11 protein-coding genes, 1 tRNA gene and 1 pseudogene are annotated in these 19,290 nt (G+C 55.7%); 9 read left to right on the top strand and 4 right to left on the bottom strand.

The genetic code is table 11. From position 1 onward, the window contains the following. Nucleotides 1-50: 50 nt before the first annotated feature. Nucleotides 51-127, top strand: a tRNA-Met gene (locus D6851_RS15210). 779 nt (nt 128-906) lie between these two features. Here D6851_RS15210 and D6851_RS15200 read toward each other — a convergent pair. Then, on the bottom strand, nt 907-1,632 hold the full coding sequence (locus tag D6851_RS15200; protein WP_183030127.1) for an AraC family transcriptional regulator: 726 nt from the start codon (nt 1,630-1,632) through the stop codon (nt 907-909). A 129-nt stretch (nt 1,633-1,761) separates the two neighbouring features. On the opposite strand from D6851_RS15200, the gene D6851_RS15195 reads away from it, so the two are divergent. Both D6851_RS15195 and D6851_RS15190 read left to right on the top strand, forming a co-directional pair. Beyond that, entirely contained in the window at nt 1,762-2,388 is a 627-nt protein-coding gene (locus D6851_RS15195) for an MSMEG_1061 family FMN-dependent PPOX-type flavoprotein (protein ID WP_120325754.1), read from the top strand. Between the two features lie 185 nt (nt 2,389-2,573). Then, nucleotides 2,574-2,660: pseudogene (locus D6851_RS15190) on the top strand (IS5/IS1182 family transposase); the annotation flags it as partial. Nucleotides 2,661-2,932: 272 nt separating this feature from the next. Here D6851_RS15190 and ald read toward each other — a convergent pair. Next, nucleotides 2,933-4,015: an alanine dehydrogenase gene (gene ald, locus D6851_RS15185; protein WP_120325753.1), complete on the bottom strand. Its 1,083-nt coding sequence runs from the start codon at nt 4,013-4,015 to the stop codon at nt 2,933-2,935. 104 nt (nt 4,016-4,119) lie between these two features. On the opposite strand from ald, the gene D6851_RS15180 reads away from it, so the two are divergent. From D6851_RS15180 to D6851_RS18295, 6 genes are all read left to right on the top strand, one after another. Beyond that, entirely contained in the window at nt 4,120-4,647 is a 528-nt protein-coding gene (locus D6851_RS15180; protein WP_120325762.1) for an Lrp/AsnC family transcriptional regulator, read from the top strand. A gap of 198 nt (nt 4,648-4,845) precedes the next feature. Next, a complete protein-coding gene (locus D6851_RS15175) occupies nt 4,846-5,544 on the top strand; it encodes a TorF family putative porin (RefSeq protein WP_183030126.1) in 699 nt (232 codons plus the stop codon). A 62-nt stretch (nt 5,545-5,606) separates the two neighbouring features. Continuing rightward, nucleotides 5,607-7,001, top strand: coding sequence for a class II fumarate hydratase (gene fumC / locus D6851_RS15170; protein ID WP_120325751.1), 1,395 nt, complete (start codon nt 5,607-5,609; stop codon nt 6,999-7,001). A 222-nt stretch (nt 7,002-7,223) separates the two neighbouring features. Beyond that, the gene (locus D6851_RS15165) at nt 7,224-10,067 is read left to right on the top strand and encodes a TonB-dependent receptor (RefSeq protein WP_238474139.1); all 2,844 of its coding nucleotides are present in this window, start codon (nt 7,224-7,226) and stop codon (nt 10,065-10,067) included. Further along, nucleotides 10,067-11,125, top strand: a complete 1,059-nt coding sequence (locus D6851_RS15160; protein WP_120325750.1) for a phytase — start codon at nt 10,067-10,069, stop codon at nt 11,123-11,125. The genes D6851_RS15165 and D6851_RS15160 overlap by 1 nt, the downstream gene beginning before the upstream one ends. A 511-nt stretch (nt 11,126-11,636) precedes the next feature. Further along, nucleotides 11,637-16,562 (top strand): autotransporter domain-containing protein, encoded by a 4,926-nt coding sequence (locus D6851_RS18295; RefSeq protein WP_120325749.1) that lies wholly within the window; start codon nt 11,637-11,639, stop codon nt 16,560-16,562. Nucleotides 16,563-17,086: 524 nt separating this feature from the next. On the opposite strand, the gene D6851_RS15150 is transcribed toward D6851_RS18295, so the two are convergent. After that, the gene (locus D6851_RS15150; protein ID WP_120325748.1) at nt 17,087-18,514 is read right to left on the bottom strand and encodes a sigma-54-dependent transcriptional regulator; all 1,428 of its coding nucleotides are present in this window, start codon (nt 18,512-18,514) and stop codon (nt 17,087-17,089) included. Continuing rightward, complete coding sequence (locus D6851_RS15145) at nt 18,511-19,242, bottom strand: heme NO-binding domain-containing protein (protein WP_238474138.1); 732 nt, start codon at nt 19,240-19,242, stop codon at nt 18,511-18,513. Before D6851_RS15145 ends, D6851_RS15150 begins: the two co-directional genes overlap by 4 nt. Between the last annotated feature and the right edge of the window lie 48 nt (nt 19,243-19,290).

Here is a 19,290-nt window from a genome sequence, read left to right as displayed (position 1 = left end):
GGATCACTCCGAGCGGCGGCTTTTGCGTCTGTAACAACACAGACACCCAGCGCGGGGTGGAGCAGTCCGGTAGCTCGTCAGGCTCATAACCTGAAGGTCGCAGGTTCAAATCCTGCCCCCGCAACCATCTTTACTTGCGATGACCCCGCCCCTCCGGCGGGGTTTTTCGTTTGGACGGAAAGCGTAAGGATTCCAGCGAGATCGCCGCGAACGTCGATCTCCACCTTGCCGTCCACCGGCGTCAGCACGATGTCCTCCACCAGCGTCCTGATTGTTATTGGCGGCTTCTGTCCGCTTCTCCTCGTCCTCGCCCTGCAGGGCGTCGTAGAGGCTCCGAACGCGCGCGCGGTAGAGCTGCGCCATCGAGGGATGCTAAAGCGGTCTGTCTGCTTTCAGGTGGCAAATCGACAAACCGGACATTCCACCAAGGGTGAAGGCTGGGCTGTCTCCAGTCAGACCGGTTCCGGTTGGAAAATCGCAATAGGTGCCTTTCGCTCTTAGAGCCGAGTTGGCAGGCAACAGTCGCTAACAAAGCGGCTGTTCGCCGGCTAGAATTAATTTCGTGAGAGCGGCCATTCATTCATACATTCGCCGGCGACGCAACTGGGCCGATAGCCGCCCGTGCGGCCTAGTGAACCGAACTTGTGGACTGACACCTTCGCGCGTACCAATGTCTCGGTCAGTAGCGGCCGACAGCCTTCATTCTTTGCTTCGGATTAGCTCGTCGAAAGCTGCCCTACGTTCAAGCACGCGTTGGCGAGGGCAACTGGCCGCTCCCTAATTGATTGCTTTCGGACGACAAGAACCGCAAGCGACCGTTTCTCCGATCGGCGCGACACAGGCCACAGCTGCCGTTGTGTTGCCAGACAAGCTGGCGGTCGTAATAGGCGCAATAAATTCCGGCGCTCAGGGGCGCTGGAAATAGACTGACGGAGTCACCCCCAGGGTCCGCTTGAAGAGGGCAATAAACGCGCTGACGCTGTCATACCCCAGGTCGAATGCCACGTTCGTGACGGCTTCTCCTTCAGCGACCATTTCCAGCGCGCGCATCAATCGCGCGCGTTGTCGCCACGTGGTGTAAGTGAAGCCCGTTTCGGCAACGAAGCGACGGCTAAGGGTGCGTTCCGAAATGCCCGCCCAGCGCGCCCACTCGTCCACACCCCATCGCTTGCCGGGATCGTCCAGCAGAGCCCGAGCGACCAGAAGAAGGCGCGGGTCGCTCGGCATCGGCAGGCCAAATGGTTCAACGGGAGCAGTACGTAATTCATCCAGTATCACCATGGCGACCCGGTCTTGTTCCTCGCTCAGATCATGTCCTTGCCATTCCGACGCACGAAGAACCGCTTCGCGGAGCAGTCCGGAACAGCGGATTGTGCGGGGCTGGGCCGGTAGGTCAGTGCAGTCGGCTTCGGCAATGTAGCAACTCCACCCCTCGACTGCGCCATGCGTCCAGCCATAATGAGGATGGTGCGGGGGAAGCCAAACCGCATCCTCGGCAGGGATGACCCATGCCCCCGTGTCCGTTCCGATCGTGAGCAGTCCGTTGCGCAACCCGGAGAGCTGGCCGCGCGCATGGCTATGCTTGCCCAGTTCGCGGTGTTCCGCCTGCGCATCGTACATCGCAACGATCATGGGTTCGGTGTTGTCGCTCAGCGCGAGAGATAGTTTATCGTCGATTATGGCGGATACTCGCTATTGGTTGGCATCAATAGCTTAGCAAAGCCTCTCCCAACCGGCTATCCCGGCGTCAGGAGATATCAGATGACCAAAGCTCAATCGGGCCTTACCGAAACCGACCTCGACCAGCTCTACGCGCCGCCGGCTGACCATATCCAGAAGGCGGTCATGTCTGAATTGCTTTCATTCCATGTGGAATATCTGGCGAAGGCGACCTTCTTCTGCCTCGCCACGGGCCGGGAATCAGGGTTGGATGCCTCTCCGCGAGGCGGACCTCGGGGCTTTGTCCATGTGCTGGATAAGAAAACCGTCACCTTCGCGGATTGGCCCGGGAACAACCGGATCGAATCGCTGCGCAACCTGACGCGGGATGACCGGCTGGGGATGCTGTTCCTGTTTCCCGGCCTCGACGTGTTCATGCGGATCAACGGTCATGGCTTCGTCACCGACGAACCTGCGCTTTGTGCGAAATTGACTGAAGGAACGAAAACACCCAAGACGGCTATTGTCGTGACGGTAGACGAAGTGCTGTTCCACTGTGGCAAGGCCGTCAACCGGGCGTGCCTTTGGAACCCCGCGTCGCGGATCGATCGCAAGAGTCTGCCGACACCTGGCCAGATGCTGGCTGCCATGACCAAGCAGGACGCTACCGTCGCCGAGGCGATCGACGCGCAGTATAATCATGCGGTGAAGAACGACCTGTACGGGTGAACCATCATGTTCGACGCCTTCTTGTCACCGGTATTTGAACACCCGTTCCACAATCTCGCAAAAGCCTGGGCTCCGGCCAACCATACGCTCCATCCTGTTCGCCGAGGAGCAAGTGATCTGTCTTAGGGTCAGGACCCATTGATTTGATGCTTTGTATATGATTCAGGCTCCGCAAGGAGACTGACATGAGCGACCTTTATTGGCTGACAGACGAGCAACTGGCGCGGCTTGCGCCGTATTTTCCCAAGAGCCACGGCAAGCCATGCGTAGATCCGCACGCCATGACGTTAATGTCGTCGTGTCCCGGACGGCAGCCTTTTTATCACCAAACGCTATTGCAGTCACTTCGATAGAAGGATGGGGCAGTCTGAATTGGACGGATGAGTCAATCGTTCCATTCCCGCTACTCAGCGCTTCCCTCCCGGCTCAATCCGCACAAATACCTCCCACGTAAAAACGGGCTTGGGTGAATGTGCCTGTCCGAAGTCCGAAAAATGTCCCCGGCCGGTTAGAGAGAATAGCCGGCCGGGGGTCAGGGCATGGCTTACAGCTTCAGACTGCTCGCCACGGCGTCATTGACGACTTTGCCCTGATGGACGTTTAGCCCGGCGCGCAGATGCGGATCTGCATCGCAGGCAGCGACACCTTGTGCAGCCAGTGCGAGGCCGAAAGGCAGGGTGGCATTGTTCAGCGCTTCGCTGGATGTCAGCGGCACCGAGCCGGGCATATTCGCTACGCAATAATGCAGAATATTATCCACTTCATAGACCGGATCGTCATGCGTTGTGGCGCGCGAGGTCTCGAAGCATCCGCCCTGATCGATCGCGACATCGACGAGTACGGCGCGCGGCTGCATCAGGCTGAGCATATCGCGTGTGACGAGTTTGGGAGCCGATGCACCGGGAATCAGCACAGCGCCGATCACGGCATCGGCCAGCGCCAGTTCGCGTTCGATGGCATCCTGCGTGGAATAGAGCATACGGACCCGGCCCTGAAACATATCGTCGAGCTGACGAAGGCGGGGGAGCGAGCGGTCGATGATAACCACCTCTGCACCGAGGCCGACGGCCATACGCGCTGCATTGGTGCCCACCACACCGCCGCCCAGAACCACCACGCGGGCCGGATTGACGCCCGGCACACCGCCCAGCAATGTGCCGCGTCCGCCCGAAATCATACTGAGCCCGCGAGCTGCCGCTTCGATCGAAAGACGCCCGGCGACTTCGCTCATCGGTGCAAGCAAGGGAAGGCCTCCGCGTGCATCGGTGATGGTTTCATAGGCGATGGCGCTGCATCCCGACTCCATCAGGCCTTTGGTCTGTTCGGGATCGGGAGCGAGGTGAAGATAAGTGAAAAGGATCTGGCCGTCACGCAGCTGGGCATATTCGACGGGCTGGGGTTCTTTGACCTTTACGATCATTTCGGCGGTGGCGAAGATTTCTGCCGCTGTATCGGCAATCCTGGCACCGATATCGATATAAGTCTGGTCGTCTGCGCCGATGGCCGCTCCGGCGCCTGTTTCCACAGTAACCCTGTGGCCGGCCTCGACATATTCCCGCGCTGCTGCAGGTGTGAGGCCGACACGATACTCTCGTGCCTTGATTTCCCGGGGTACGCCGACATGCATGGAACAATCTCCTGTGTTTGAATGCTGGCGGAGGATAACGGAGCTTGCCCGGTGAAACTTCGCAAACTACACTCATGTATACAGAAAATTTGCAGGATATGTGCATGATAGAGAAAAAGAGCGGCGGTATCCACCAGAGGATTGATTCCGTGGACCGGGCCTTGCTTCGCGAGCTGGTCGAGGATGGGAGGGCGACTCACTTCGCGTTAGGAGAAACGATCGGGCGCTCTCCTTCTTCGGTCGCGCGGCGTCAGAAGGCGCTGGAAGACGATGGTATCATAACGGGTTACGGGGCGCGGCTTGATCTGTCCCGGCTCGGTCATGCCACCACCATTCATATCAAGGTCACGGTCAACAGTCAGCGCCGTGAAATTCTCGATGCATTCGAACAGGCAATTGCACAAAGCCCGTCAGTGGTGCGGTGCGATCTGATGTCGGGGGCGGATGATTATCTGGTTACGGTTGTGGCGCATTCGCTGGAAGATTTCGCTCGCATTCATCGTGATGAATTGTCGCAATTGCCCGGGGTGATGGGAATGGAATCGGGCTTCGTCCTGCGTGAAGTGGTCAAGACCCGTCTGCCGCCCGGTTTTCTGAAGAACGGTAAGCGACAGAGCAGCGGTGAAAGATAACGCTGCCGCGGATTCGGCGATGCACGCTGTATAGACTCTGTGGAAGGTTCCCGGCGGGCCGCTGCTCTGACGTTAATTAACCGTTATAGGGCGGGGCCTCTTTTCCTGTTGCCCAGAGACACCGCCATGTTTGCGATTGCCCGCCCCGTTCGTCACCTGCGCCCCCTCGGCGGGTTTGTGGCCCTGTTAGGCTCTCTTATGGCTCTCCCATGTGCCGCTCAGGCTCAGGTAGACCCCGGATTATGGGTCGATCTGGTCAGCGATCAGCGTAATCGCGGTCTCAGCTGGAGCGATGGCGAAGCCGCCGCGCAGGCCTATGTCTATCTCCCTATAAAAGGCGAATTCAGTACATCTGCACAGGTCACGAGTTTGCGCGGCTCGACCCGGCATGGCGGCGCGGATGCCGGAATTGATCTGGTGGGAACCTATGCCGATCAGAAAGACCTGTTTCGCTGGCACGGTTCGGTGGTCGGGCATATCTTTGCCGGCGGACAGGGCGATCTCGATTATATCGAATTTCAGACCGGAGCGGGTACTACGCTCGGTCCGGTCGATGTCGATGTGCTGGTGAGCTATGCACCTGAACAGGATGCTATCGGCGGCAGTAATTTCTATCGTCAGATCGAGGCAAGTGCCGGAATCTGGGGCACCCCGGTTGTTCTGAAGGCACATTTCGGGCGCTCTTCCGGCCATGTTGAGGATCGCCTGAAAGCCGAGCGGTTACGCCCCGGCGGAGCTTATAATGACTGGGGGCTGGAAGCCGAATATGCGCTGAAAGCCGTCACTTTCACTGTGGCTTATACCGATACCGACATAGACAAGGACGCAATCCGGTTTCCTGCGCTGGCAGAAGATCATGGCGCGGCTATTGTTGCGGGAGCGCATTTCGCTTTCTGAACGGAACATCGCGGGGCATGGTGCCGTTTGTATCATGACCTGTTCAGCATGGAGTTTCCCCGATGACCGATACGAGAATGGAAAGTGACACAATGGGCAAGATCGCTGTGCCCGCCGACCGCCTTTGGGGCGCGCAGACACAGCGCAGCTTACAGAATTTTCGTATCGGCGGTGAACGCCAGCCTCTGCCGCTGATCCGCGCACTGGCGATCGTCAAACGGTCCGCAGCGCTCGCCAATCGCCATTGCGGTCTGCTCGAACCCGAATTGTGTGAGAAAATCGTCGCTGTGGCGGATGAGATACTCGATGGTCGATGGGATGACGAATTTCCGCTTGTCGTGTGGCAGACCGGTTCCGGCACGCAGACCAATATGAATGTGAATGAGGTGATCGCCAACCGTGCAAACCAGCTTCTCGGTAGCGAACTCGGTTCCAAATCGCCGATTCACCCGAATGATCATGTCAATAAAAGCCAGTCTTCCAACGATACATTCCCGACGGCCATTCATGTCGCGGCAGCGCTGGAGATCGTCCATACACTACTGCCGGCGCTGGAACATTTGCATACTGCCCTGAATGACAAGGCTGAGGCATGGCATGATATCGTCAAGATCGGTCGCACGCATACGCAGGATGCCACGCCGTTGACGCTGGGCCAGGAATTCTCCGGCTATGCCGCCCAGGTGGAAAACGGTTTGCAAAGGATCAGTGCCAGCCTGCCGGGGCTTTATCAGCTGGCACAGGGTGGAACGGCTGTAGGAACCGGTCTGAATGCACCGGTGGGCTTCGCAGAACGTGTTGCCCATGAGGTTGCCGATTTTACCAGCCTGCCTTTCGAAACCGCACCCAATAAGTTCGAGGCGTTGGCGGGGCAGGACGCCCTGCTCTTTACGCATGGAGCGCTGAACACGCTGGCAGCCAGTCTTTACAAAATTGCCAATGATATTCGTTTGCTTGGCTCGGGGCCGCGCTCAGGGCTTGGCGAACTGGCGCTGCCGGCCAATGAGCCCGGATCATCCATTATGCCGGGCAAGGTGAATCCGACGCAATGCGAAGCTATGACTCAGGTCTGCGCACAAATCTTCGGAAACCATGCAACGCTGACCTTTGCTGACAGTCAGGGCCAGTTTGAACTGAATGTCTATCGCCCGGTCATGGCGTATAATTTTCTCCAGTCGGTCAAATTGCTGGCTGAAGTGTCGCGCAGTTTCACCGATAACCTGCTGGCTGGACTGGAACCGCGTGCGGAGAACATTGCACGCGGTGTGGAGCAGTCTCTGATGCTGGTGACTGCGCTGGCGCCCTCCATCGGCTACGACAAAGCGGCGAAGATTGCCAAGACGGCGCATGAGAAAGGCATCACTTTACGCGAAGCTGCTGTTCGGAGCGGAGATGTGTCAGAAGAAGAATATGACACGATTGTGCGGCCCGAAGATATGCTCGGGCCGGAAAACTGACACTGGCCTGCAGAAAAGATTGAGGATGAGCTTCGTACGGTAGGAGGTTGGCGAACTTCCGATTTTTGGCGCAAATCGGCGGATGAAGAGCACTTCTTCATCCGCTTTTGCATTTCTGGCCAAGCGACATTTTTGCAATGTCACGCAATTGTCATCCTTTCGTAGCGTGACCGTCATGTGACTTCCCTAGGGGCGCGGCAACTGCACAGGGGAGTTACGACAGTGAAACTGAAAAACCGCGTCCTCGCATCGGGCGCTGCGCTTTGCGCCATTATCGCTGCCACTCCGGCTATCGCCGGAGAAATTGACGGTATCGTCGTTGACAGTTCCGACACCATTGCGCTTCAGGCGGCACAGATCCGGATTATCGAGCTGGATCGAGTGGCCAACACACAGCGTGACGGCAGCTTTATCTTCGCCGATGTTCCGGCCGGCACCTATACGCTGGAAGCGAGTTATATCGGCGCACCAACGCAGACATTGCGTGTCGATGTTCCCGAAACCGGCCGGGTCCGTGCTGATTTCGCTCTGGGTGGCGATAATGCCAGTGAGATTTTGGTGATGGGACAGGGGGCCAATCAGGCTTCGGCGCTTTCGCGTAAGCGTGCTTCGGATGTTGTCAGTGACGTTATTACCCGTGATGCTATCGGCCAGTTCCCGGACCAGAACGTCGCTGAATCTCTTCGTCGCCTGCCGGGTGTCAATGTTCTGAATGACCAGGGTGAAGGCCGTTTCGTTTCCGTGCGCGGTCTCGATCCCGACCTGATCTCGACTTCGGTGAACGGAGTCAGCCTTCCTTCACCTGAGAGCGACGTTCGCTCGGTTGCGCTCGATGTGATTTCAAGCGACATCATCGAATCCGTTGAAGTCAAGAAGTCACTCACCCCTGATATGGACGCTGACACGATCGGCGCTTCAGTGGAAATCAAGACCACCAGCGCTTTCGATCGCCAGAAGAGCTATGTCAGCATCAAGGGTGAGGGCAGTTATAACGACTATTCGGACAAGCTCACCCCCAAAGGCTCGATCGACTTCTCGACGCGTCTGGGCGAGAATTTCGGCGTCACTGGTGGTCTTTCCTACTACAAGCGCGAATTCGAAACCGACAATATCGAAGCGGATGACTGGACCGAAGAGGATGGTCTCATTTATTCCGAGGAAGTCCAGTATCGTGACTACGATGTCGAACGTGAACGGATCAGCGGTACGTTAAACTTCGATGCGCGTCTGTCGGACAGCACTTCACTCTACTTGCGTAGTCTTTTCAGCCAGTTCGACGATCAGGAATATCGCCGCAGGACCACTTTTAAGCTGGGCGATGCGATGGTGTCAGGGAGTGGTAAACAGGTTGTCTTTAGCGACACCGATCCAAGTGATCCCGATGCGGAACCGGAAGTCGAAGTGGAGCGCGACATCAAGGATCGGTTCGAACGCCAGCGTATTCGCTCGCTATCTTTTGGTGGCGAGACCGATACGGGCGACTGGCATGCCGAATATTCAGTGAGTTGGGCTAAATCGACCGAGAAGGAAAGCGGCTCGGTCGACACGGCGAAGTTTGAACATAAGTTCAGCGATGAAGGGGTCGATGTCGGTTTCGATTATTCCGATCCGCGTAAACCGCTTTATTCGATAATTTCGGCACCCGATTCCTTTTACGATCCGGCAACTTATGGCCTTGATGATCTGGAGCTGACCGCATTGTCCGATGCCGAGGATGAGGAATATGCCGGCCAATTCGATCTCGGCCGTTCCTTTGCGACCGATACCGGTGAGTTCACAGTGCAGGCTGGTTTCAAGGGGCGCTGGCGGCAGAAGAGCTATGACAAGCGTGCCGAATTCTATGAAAAGGACGATTTTACGCTTGCTGATGTTGAAGGCGAACAGACTTACCGTTTGATCGATATTGCGCCGGTGGCAAGCTATCACGGCGCGACCGAATATCTCGATGCCAATATGGATGACTTCGATTTCAATTCGGTCGATACCGATTTCGACTCGAACGCTGAAGATTATACGATCGATGAAGACATTATGGCGGGCTATTTGCTGGGGCGCTGGGATAGCGCGACCCTGCGGGTGATCGGCGGTGTCCGGTATGAGCACACATCCAACGACATTAACGGCAATGAAGTACTGCTGGTCGAAGAAGGCGGGCAGCTTCCCGATGGCAGCGAGGCCGGTGATGACACAGTGTTGGTGACCCCGGTCAATTATAAGCGTAAATATGGACATTGGTTGCCCAGTTTGAATCTGCGTTATTCGCCGGAGGATAATCTGGTCTTCCGCCTCGCCGGATATCGCTCGCTGGTGCGTCCCAAACTGTCAAAGCTCGCCCCGCGTTTCTCGGTTGAGGAAAATGATGATGGCGAACGCGATGGCGAATTCGGCAATCCCAATCTGAAACCGTATGAAGCATGGAATTTCGACGCTTCGGCCGAATATTACATGTCCAGCAATGGCGCGCTTACGGCAGCAGTCTTCTACAAGGATGTGAAGAACTTCATCGTCGATACGATTCAGGAAGAGGATAGCTGGCTCGGTATAGACTTCGATGAAGCCAGCATTCCCATGAATGGCGACAGTGCCAAGATTTACGGTCTTGAACTTGGGTTCTCGCAGCAATTCAACATGCTGCCTGCACCTTTTGATGGCCTTATTACGCAGCTTAACTACACCTATACCAACGCGACAGGCGATGTGCCTACCGATGGCGATATGAACGATCTGCGTGAAATCATGCTGCCTTCGACGTCGAAGCATACCATGAATGCAACAATCGGTTACGATAAGGGCCCGGTCAGCCTGCGCCTTTCCGGCACTTACCGTGACAAATATCTCGACGAACTGGGCGATGTGGCGGAAGAGGACCGTTATGTGGACGATCACTTCCAGCTCGACCTGAGCGCCAAATATCGTCTCAATCGTAATATTCAGTTCTTCTATGAATGGGTGAATATCAACAACGCGAAGTATTTTGCCTATAATAACTTCGCTTCGCAGAGAAACCTGTACCAGTATGAAGAATATAACTGGACAATGAAATTCGGCGCCAAGGTGACATTCTGATGCGTAAAACAGCTTTTCTTGTGAGTTCAGCTACTGCCTTTTTCCTGGGTCTGTCGGGTTGCAATTCAGCCTCCGACACCCCTCAATCGACCGATAGTGAGGTTTCAGTTGAGCCTGTCTCCGTTGAGGCTCTGGGTGAAACTGAACCTGTCGGTACCGAAAATGAGGACGCGGCGGATGATCCGGCGATCTGGCGCAACGCTGAGAATCCTGCAGCGAGCCTGATTGTCGCAACCGACAAGAGGGCCGGTCTGCTGGTCTATGATCTGTCCGGCAAGCTGCGCTTTTCGGAAGATTCGGGACGCATCAATAATGTCGACCTGGCCGATATGGGCGATGAAGGGGTTATCGTCGTTGCCAGCGACCGTAATGATCCGGAAAACGCTCGGCTGGGCGTGTGGAGGCTTGATACGGCAAAGGCGAGTCTGACCAAGCTGGGAACGGTTCCGGGCGGTGAGGGTGAAGGTTATGGCCTGTGCCTGTGGCATCATGGCTCGGGCCTGATCGCCTATTCGGTGCTGAAAGACGGGACAGTCGCTGAATATGCGATCACCGTTGATGATACGGACGTTCCATCCGCTAAAAAATTGCGGACACTGAAAGTGCCCAGTCAGTCGGAAGGCTGTGTGGTCGATCCGCGTGATGGCACGTTCTATCTCGGTGAAGAAGACGCTGGTATCTGGCGCTTCGCACCGGGACAAACCGAAGGTGAATTGCTTCTTAAAACCGACGGCAGCAAACTCGTGGCCGATGTCGAAGGGCTGGCTTTGCTTCCCGACGGAGACAAAGGCGGCTGGCTTCTGGCTTCCAGTCAGGGCGATAACGCTTATGCTGTTTATGCCTTACCCGACCTCGCTTTTGCAGGTCGCTTCCGAATCGCTGAAGGCACTTTCGGTTCAACCGAGGAGACCGACGGGATCGAAGTGAAGGGAGGATCTTTCGGCGATTCTTATCCCGATGGTTTATTTATCGCTCAGGACGGCGAGAATGGGGATCGGGCACAAAACTTCAAACTGGCTTCCTGGGCGGACATCAGTAAGGCTCTCTCACTCAAATAATCGTTTGATTTAAAACGGATGGTGCGAAGCGTCCGTTTTAAATCAACACGCATCCAACCCCCTGCGCTTGTCGGATCGTAATTTCGACGAGCGCAGGGGGTAATGCGTTCAACTGGCTGATGATTTTCATCGGCCTGAATCCGGCCTGCTTCGCCTGCGCACCTGCGGCACATACATATATCGCTATGATATTATTTCGTTACCGTTGGAACTCTATCCCGCTCAAGGCATTGACCGGGGTACGATGCACCGCAACTATAAGGGGTCAGAGAGGGATTAGCTTTTAATCGTCGGAAACGTGGTTTTTCCGCAACAATCGGAATGTTGTCCAACATTTGATGATGGACGGCTTTCGTTACAGGGGCTATGTCATATCCGACTTTGCGTCTAATAACTATGGACACCCTTATAAATAAGGGGTGGTCGCACGAGATTTCAGCGCTCCGGAACGGGGCTGGAATATTGAAAGCTTGCCCTGAGTTTTTCAGGGTGAAATGAGGGAGTTACACGGATGAACCGTAACCTTCGCCATTTATTGGCGGCTAGCGTGTCGATCGGCGCGCTTACGGTTTCGCCGGCAATCGCCCAGAGCATCCCTGAAGATGCTGAGGGCCCTTATGCCGGTGAAGCTACTACCGACGGTACGCTGATCATCACACCGCTTGAAGTTGATGAGGAAACTGGCGAGCCAATTTCTGACCGCCTGGATCCTTGGGTTGAAGGCTTCTCAGGTGTCGTTTCTACTGACGGCACCGCAGTTTCCGTAACGGATGCTGCAAGCGGTGCATTCTCGCAGACCGTTACCGAAGCCGCTTCTGGCTCAATCACCAACAGTGAAACGCATGATATCGTTGCGCATGTTGAAGGTGGTGCCACGGCAGACGCCAGCGTTTCAGGTGCTGTTACGCAAAGCGTCACCAATTCTGCCGGTGCCGCTGCAGCAGACGTTAGCAATACGGGTTCGCTCGGTGTTTATGCTACCGGCATGGCGTCCGATACTGCATCGGCCTCGATCGATGGCGGTATCTCGCAGTCCGCTTCTGCTGATGCGGATGGCGATGTCTCTGCTTCGCTCGCCAATGATGGTACGCTGACATTCGCTTCTGCTGCCACTGCAGGCAATTCAGCAACTGCATCGGCTGATAATCTGATCGGTCTCAGTGCAACCGCTGGTGATGATGACACTGATGCGCAAGACGCTTCGGTCAGCCTCACCAATGGCGAAGAATCCACGCTGAGCATTAGCTCCACGGGTACGGCGGCAACCACCGCTGGTGATGCTTTCTCTTCTGCCACTGTCGATGGTGCTGTGTCTCTTGCGGCAACCAATGAAGACATTGGCGATGCAGCGGCATCCTTCACCAATGACGGTTCGGCCAGCATCATGGCTGATGCGTCTTCAACGGTCGCTCCGGAAGAAGGTGAAGAAGGCCCGGCAGTTGGCAATGCTACGGCAACCTCCGATGTAACGGCTTTCGATCTCGACACCTCGACTGTGAAGCTCGGTAGCGCCACTGCGGCTATTGCCAATGCCGGTACGCTCGAACTCGGTTCGACCGCTGCGGCTGCAGCTGATGACGATGCTGCAGCAAATGCCACTCTGACTGGCGGTTCACTGAGCGCATCCAGCTCGGAAGATGAAGATCAGGTCGCTTCGGCTTCGATCGACAATTCCGGCACACTGTCGCTCGCTACTTCGGCAACCGCTTCCGGTTCGACCGCTACTGCGAATAGTGGCATTGCCGGTTTCGAACAGGCTGCTTCTTTTACCAATGGCGGTGCGATCAGCAGCCCGGCAAGCGCTGAATTTACCAATAGCGGTGAAGTTAGCCTGACCGGTGAAGCCTCGGCTACCGGTGCAGATGGCGATGCTTCGGCAATGGCGATGGGCAGCTATCTGGCTGACCAGAACGCAGAGTCTGAAAGTGCCAATGCTACTGCTTCTTTCGATAATAGCGGAACTGTTGGTTATACACTGGCTTCTGAAGCGACGGCAACCAATGGTAATGCAGCAGCTACTGCTGGTTCCGAAGGTGTTGTAAATCAGTCGGCAACGGCTGGTGAACCTGGCGCAGCAACAGCCAGCATTACCAATAGCGGTGATTTTGCTGCTACGCTTTCCGCAACGGCTATGGCTTCGGCAACCGGTGAAACGCCAGTTGCTAATAGTGCAGAAGCTTATGCCGGCTTTGCTAGCGATACTGGTCCGGCTAACTATCTTTATGCTCTCAACCAAACCGCAGACGGTTCGGATGTGACGCTCGATAATAGCGGTTCGATGACATTTGATGTCAGCGCTGATGCGCAGGCCGACACTGTCGCCGATGCCGGTGCTGTTTCGCAGGCTGTTTCGCAGACCGCTTCGGGCACTAACCCGACAGCAACTTTCACCAATGGTGAAGGCGCGAGCTTCGCATCGAACGCTTCGGCTACCGCCGATGCACTGGATGCAGAGGCTAGAGTTGCAGCTGCCGGTGTTATGCAGGATGCTGAAACGGTCGCATTCACCAATGACGGTGAGTTCGGCGTTGATGCAACGGCTCAGATCGGCGCAGCAGGTGAAGAAGAAGGATCTTTCACTTCTTCCGCAACAAATGCTGACGCAACGGCTACTGCCGACGGCGTTACGCAGAATGTTGCGTCCGGTAGCGAAGCATCCTTTGCCAATGGCGGTACTTTCGCCGTTGACGCGACGGCTAATGGCCTGACTGTCGATGACGAAGATGCAACACCGACTGGCGCGGCCAGCGCAAATGCGACCGGTTACACCAATGTTGCTGCGGCAAATGACTTTGCACTCGACCTCACCAATACTGGTGACATGTCGGTTGTGGCTCAGGCATCTGGTGTCGAAGCCAGTGCTGAAGCAAATGGTCTGGTTGTTTCTGCAGCGGGTGCTGGTGCACCTGATGAACTGACGACAGTCATAGACAATAGCGGTTCGATCTCTGCATCTGCGACTGTGGCTGGTGGTGCTGGTACTGGTACTGATGACGACGCAGCGACTGCTGTCGGTGTGACAGTCTTGGGTGCCAATGGTGCGACCGAACTGACCAATTCGGGCACGATCGAAGCGATCGCAGTGAACGATGGCAATCAGCCGATCACCACCACGACCACGGACGGTGCAACCAATATCACTGGTTACACTGACGTTGCCAATGCAACGGCTATTTTGTTTGATGGTACTGCTGCCGGAACCGGCGTGGCTACGATCAACAACTCGGGCGTTATTACGGCTCAGCAGGATGTCGACAATGACGGCGTCTTCGAATTCGGAACGGCGATCAATCTTGAGAACGCTCCGAATCCGGTTGCTGTGAACCTGAATGGTGGCGGTGAGATCTACGGTAACATCGAACTGTCCGATGACGATGTCGTCAACGTTCAGAACGGTGAAACCTCGTTCTCGGGCATCATCAATTCCGGCGATACGCCGGCTCTCGATGGCTCGGTCCTCGTGGCTGGTACACCGGCTGCCGACGCTCCGGAAGGGACCCCGACGGCTGGTACACTCTATCTCGTCAATGATCCGACCGATGCCAATGGCCCGGCTCAGGTCAATGTCGATACGTTCACAGTCGGTCAGGGTGGTACGCTCGCAATCGGTGTGACTGAAGATAGCGCTCCGGCGATCAACGCAACCAATGTGACGATCGATGGTGCGAATTTGGAAGTCCGTCCGACACAGGCCGGTCTGCTTCCGAATGAAGCTCTCTATGAAGACGTCATCACGTCGGCCAACCCGATCAATGGCGAATTCGCATCGGTCGATGCCGGTTCGATTTTCGCTGATGCGGCAGCCATCTATAATACTGATGACAATACAGTTGACGTTTCGCTCGACCGTGTTGCCTTCAATGATGGTCGCTTCACGCTGACGCCGAACCAGCTGGCTGTCGCCGGTGGTCTGGAAAATGCGTATGATCCGGCTACTTCGGACGATATCGCCGACCTGTATTCTGCCCTCCAGGATATCGATAGCGCTGACAGCTATGCTGCCTCGCTCTCGCAGCTCACCGGTGCGCAGTATGCAACCTATATGCAGTCTCTGAGCTGGATGGGTGCACGCTTTAACGGCGTTCTGGCCGATATGGGCGAATGCGGCGCGCTGATGATGGACAACAGCGAACTGACCTGCCGTCGCGGCAAGGGCAGCATCTGGGGTCACGTCAACTACGGTGAAGAAGATATCGACACCGATGGCGCAGTCGACGCACCGGGTATCGATAGCGATCAGCTTTTTGCTGCTATCGGTGGTGACATCGCTGTAGGCGAAAATGCCCTGATCGGTGCTGGTGTTGGTTATGTCCGCAACAATGCTGACTTCTCTGGCATCAACAACGTCAACGGCAAGATCGACGGTGACGGTTTCCAGGCCGGTATCTACGGTGCTTATGATCCAGGTGCTTATTACCTCCAGGCTGCTGTCAGCTATTCGCAGATCAATATGGACTCCCAGCGGGCCATTACTGCGGGTGCGCTGACCGGTACGGCTACTGCCAGCCCCGATGCTGACATCTGGAGTGGTGGTATCGAAATGGGTTACCGCATGCCGATTGGCGAGCAGTTCACCCTGACGCCTTATGTCGGTGTTGATTATGTGTCCGTGTCGATCGACGACTTCGTCGAAACCGGTGTCACGGGTGCTAATCTGGCTGTGACCGATGCTGATGATGATTACTTCACCAGCGAAATCGGTGCCAAGCTTGGTGCAAATCTCGGCGGCATTCGTCCCGAGTTCAAGGTTGGCTGGCGCCATGCCTATGAAGACGATCCTGCAATGTTCACCGCGAACTTTGCCGGTACACCGTCTTCCTCCTTCGACATCTATGGTCCGCGGCGTGACAAGGACGCTGTGGTTGCCGGTGCGAAGGTTGCGGCAAACCTGGCAGAAAGCACCTTTGTGGAGCTCGGTTACGAAGGTTGGATGGCAGGTTCGCAGCAGGTCCATTCGGGCTTCATCACGCTGCGTCACCTCTTTGGCGCTACGCAGGAAGCAGCTCCGCCGCCTCCGCCTCCGCCGCCGCCCCCTCCGCCACCGCCTCCGCCGCCGCCCCCTCCGCCACCGCCGCCTGCGCCGGTGTGCAACAAGGGTCCCTACATCGTATTCTTCGATTGGGATTCGGCTGAGATCACGCCTGAAGCGGCTACGATTCTCGACTCGGCGGTTACGGCTTACGGCAACTGCGACAGCGTTCCGATCATGCTGGCGGGTTACACCGACCGGTCCGGTACAGCTAAGTACAACCTCGGTCTGGCTGCACGCCGTAACGAGAGCGTACAGGAGTACCTCACGGGTGCCGGTATCCCGGCAGCGCAGATCACGAGCGAAGCCTTTGGTGAAGCCAATCCGCGCGTACCGACAGCTGACGGTGTTCGCGAACTGCAGAACCGTCGCGTGGAAATCACTTACGGTCCGGGTTCGGGCATGTAAGCGAGCCACATGGCTTGAAACAGAAAAGGCCGGAGGGAAACCTCCGGCCTTTTTGCTATGGAGCAACTTAGTAGCTGTTATCGGTTTTCGCCTTGTGAAAAATTGTGGCTTTCACTGTTCTAATAACAAGCTGTTGAGCGCTGCCGTTGACCACGACATAGCCGGTCTGATCGGGCACATCGCTTCCGCCAAGTCTACAATTCTGAGACTGATGGACAGTGGAGCCGGAGGCACTTCGGCGAGATGCTTAAGAATATTTCTCGGCGGTTATGACTTTCCCAATCAATCGTAACGCGGAGAACGTACTGGGGTGATTAGGGGGTGGTGAGAGGAGTTGCTCAGGGCTGGCATGACTTTTTGGCCGCCGAAAGACAGATTTCCCAATTGCTGACACCGGATGAATCGACTAACCACTTCGATGTCTAACCGACACGATTGCTAGAACAGGCTGCGATAAAGCTACCTTTGATAACAGTGGCATTGGCTATTGCATCGATATCGATTCGCGCTCGGGCCCTGACAGATTACGATCCAACCCATTTCTGTTGCTTGCGATAGATGGTCGACGGGTTAATACCCAATGCCTGTGCAGCTTCGGTTACATTACCACCCATTTCGTCAATCGCGGCTTCGATAATCATTCGTTCCAGGTCTGCCAGGCTACGTCCGCGAATGAGGTCAGCCAAACTGGTAGTCGACCTGCTCGAAACAGGCATTTGATCTGGCGAGACCGCGGGCATCCCAACTTCACGTTGGTCAACCGAAGCTACGGCAGGTTCACGTTGAATAATCGGGCGCTCGGTCTTTTGAAGCTCAAGCAACGGTTCGTGTCCTGTCACAACCGCACGACGTACTGCATTCTGCAACTCACGTACGTTTCCTGGCCAGTCGTGCTGATGCAGCCACACAAGGCTGGCAGGAGACAGATCTGTAAATTCACGTTGTTCATCGGATGCAAAGCGGCCCATAAAAGCGCGAGCGATGAGCTCCACGTCTTCTCCTCGGTCTCGCAAGGCAGGCAGTTCGAGCGGAATGACATTAAGCCTATAAAACAGGTCTTCCCGGAACCGTCCTTCTGCCACTTCGCGGGCAGGGTTGCGATTGGTCGCGCACACGATCCGGACATCTACTGGTTCGGGATGACTGGCGCCGACCTTTTGAACCATGCCGGTCTGAAGAAAGCGCAGTAACTTAACCTGCAATTTGAGTTCCATCTCGCAGATTTCATCGAGAAAGAGTGTACCGCCATTGGCTTCCTTCGCTGCACCGGCCCGATGTTCTACCGCCCCTGTAAAAGCACCTTTAACATGACCAAAAAGCTCAGATTCGAGTAGGTTCTCTGGAATGGCGCCGCAATTGACCGCTACGAATGGCCCCGATGAACGGCGTCCGGCTCGGTGAATCGCTTCGGCCGCCACTTCCTTGCCGGTGCCGCTTTCTCCTGTGATAAAGACTGTCGCGCTGGAATCTGCGACATTTTCAATCTGACGGTACACAGCTTGCATCAGAGGTGATCGGCCGATAAAACCCTGAAATTGGTCGCGCCGAACTGACTTGCGGACCTGTTTGATCTCGCGCGTCAATTGGCCCCGTTCGGCGGCGTTGCGAACAGTGGTGAGCAGCCTCTCGCCAGCAACGGGTTTGACTAGAAAATCATACGCCCCGAGCCGCATCGCTCCGATCGCTCGTGACAGCGAGCCATCCGCCGTCACGACAATAAAGCTAGTTTCAGTCAGGCGGCCTTTCCAGCTTTCGAGCAGATCAAGCCCGTCACCATCGGGAAGCTGAAGATCAAGTAATACACTGTCAAAGGGTTCTGTGCTGAGAAACTTTTGCGCTTCGGCCAGCGTTCCGGCAATCTCGATTGCATAATTGGCTGCTTCGAGCTGGGCGGCATAACCCAGTGCAAGTGACGCTGTATCTTCAACGATAAGGACGCGAGCTGCACTCATGACACGATCTGGAATTGGGCTTGCAACATATCTTCCGATTGATGCCAGATGAGTGTCCGGCTGTCTCCATAATAGTCCAGTGCTCCGGCAATCAGACCATAAGCGATATGAGCAAAAGGGCGATGCGATTGATATTCGATAATCAACACATCATTCTCCTGTCGGCTGTGAATCCTGGGAGGTCGGGCATCGGGATCGAGCAGCTTGACCTCCTCATGAATATGCGTGCCGACATGGCTGAGAAGACCATCGGCATCCTTATAAGTAGATAGCATGGCAGGATAGAGGACTGTGAAACGATGAAAAAGAAACTCTCCATATTCCTTGCATAATTGCTCTGCCGGTATCGCGGATAGCTGGCTTGCCGAGGATACCAGAGCATTTGCATATTGCGACGGATAGGAGCCGACTTTTGAAAAAGCGCCTCCATTAGGCAAGTCGGCATCTGCGATCACCTTCTCAAGGAAGAGAGCGCCTCCCTTGCTTTCAATGAAATGCAGCAATTCTGTAAAAATAATGCCCTTCATGACGCCAGAATCTCCAACATATTGATTTAATGCCGTTAATCCTTTGCAAGTTTCATGCCATTGTGAGCGCGGAATCTCCGCGGTTAGCTGGCTTGCAGCGCGTCGCAAATTGCGATTGTTCTGCAAAATGCGAAAAATATGCCGCAAATTGCAACAGCAAATTGCGCAAAGGCTGGTTTTCCGTCGAGTGGCATCTGGCACGCTTTTTGAAGCTCTATTTTCGTATGTGGCAAAACGCCGCGAGGGAGC

Origin of the sequence: Altericroceibacterium spongiae (genome assembly GCF_003610805.1) — a bacterium.
Lineage (GTDB): Bacteria > Pseudomonadota > Alphaproteobacteria > Sphingomonadales > Sphingomonadaceae > Altericroceibacterium > Altericroceibacterium spongiae.
Note: the sequence above shows the minus strand (reverse complement) of the source record. Positions and strands in the feature narration are given on the sequence as shown.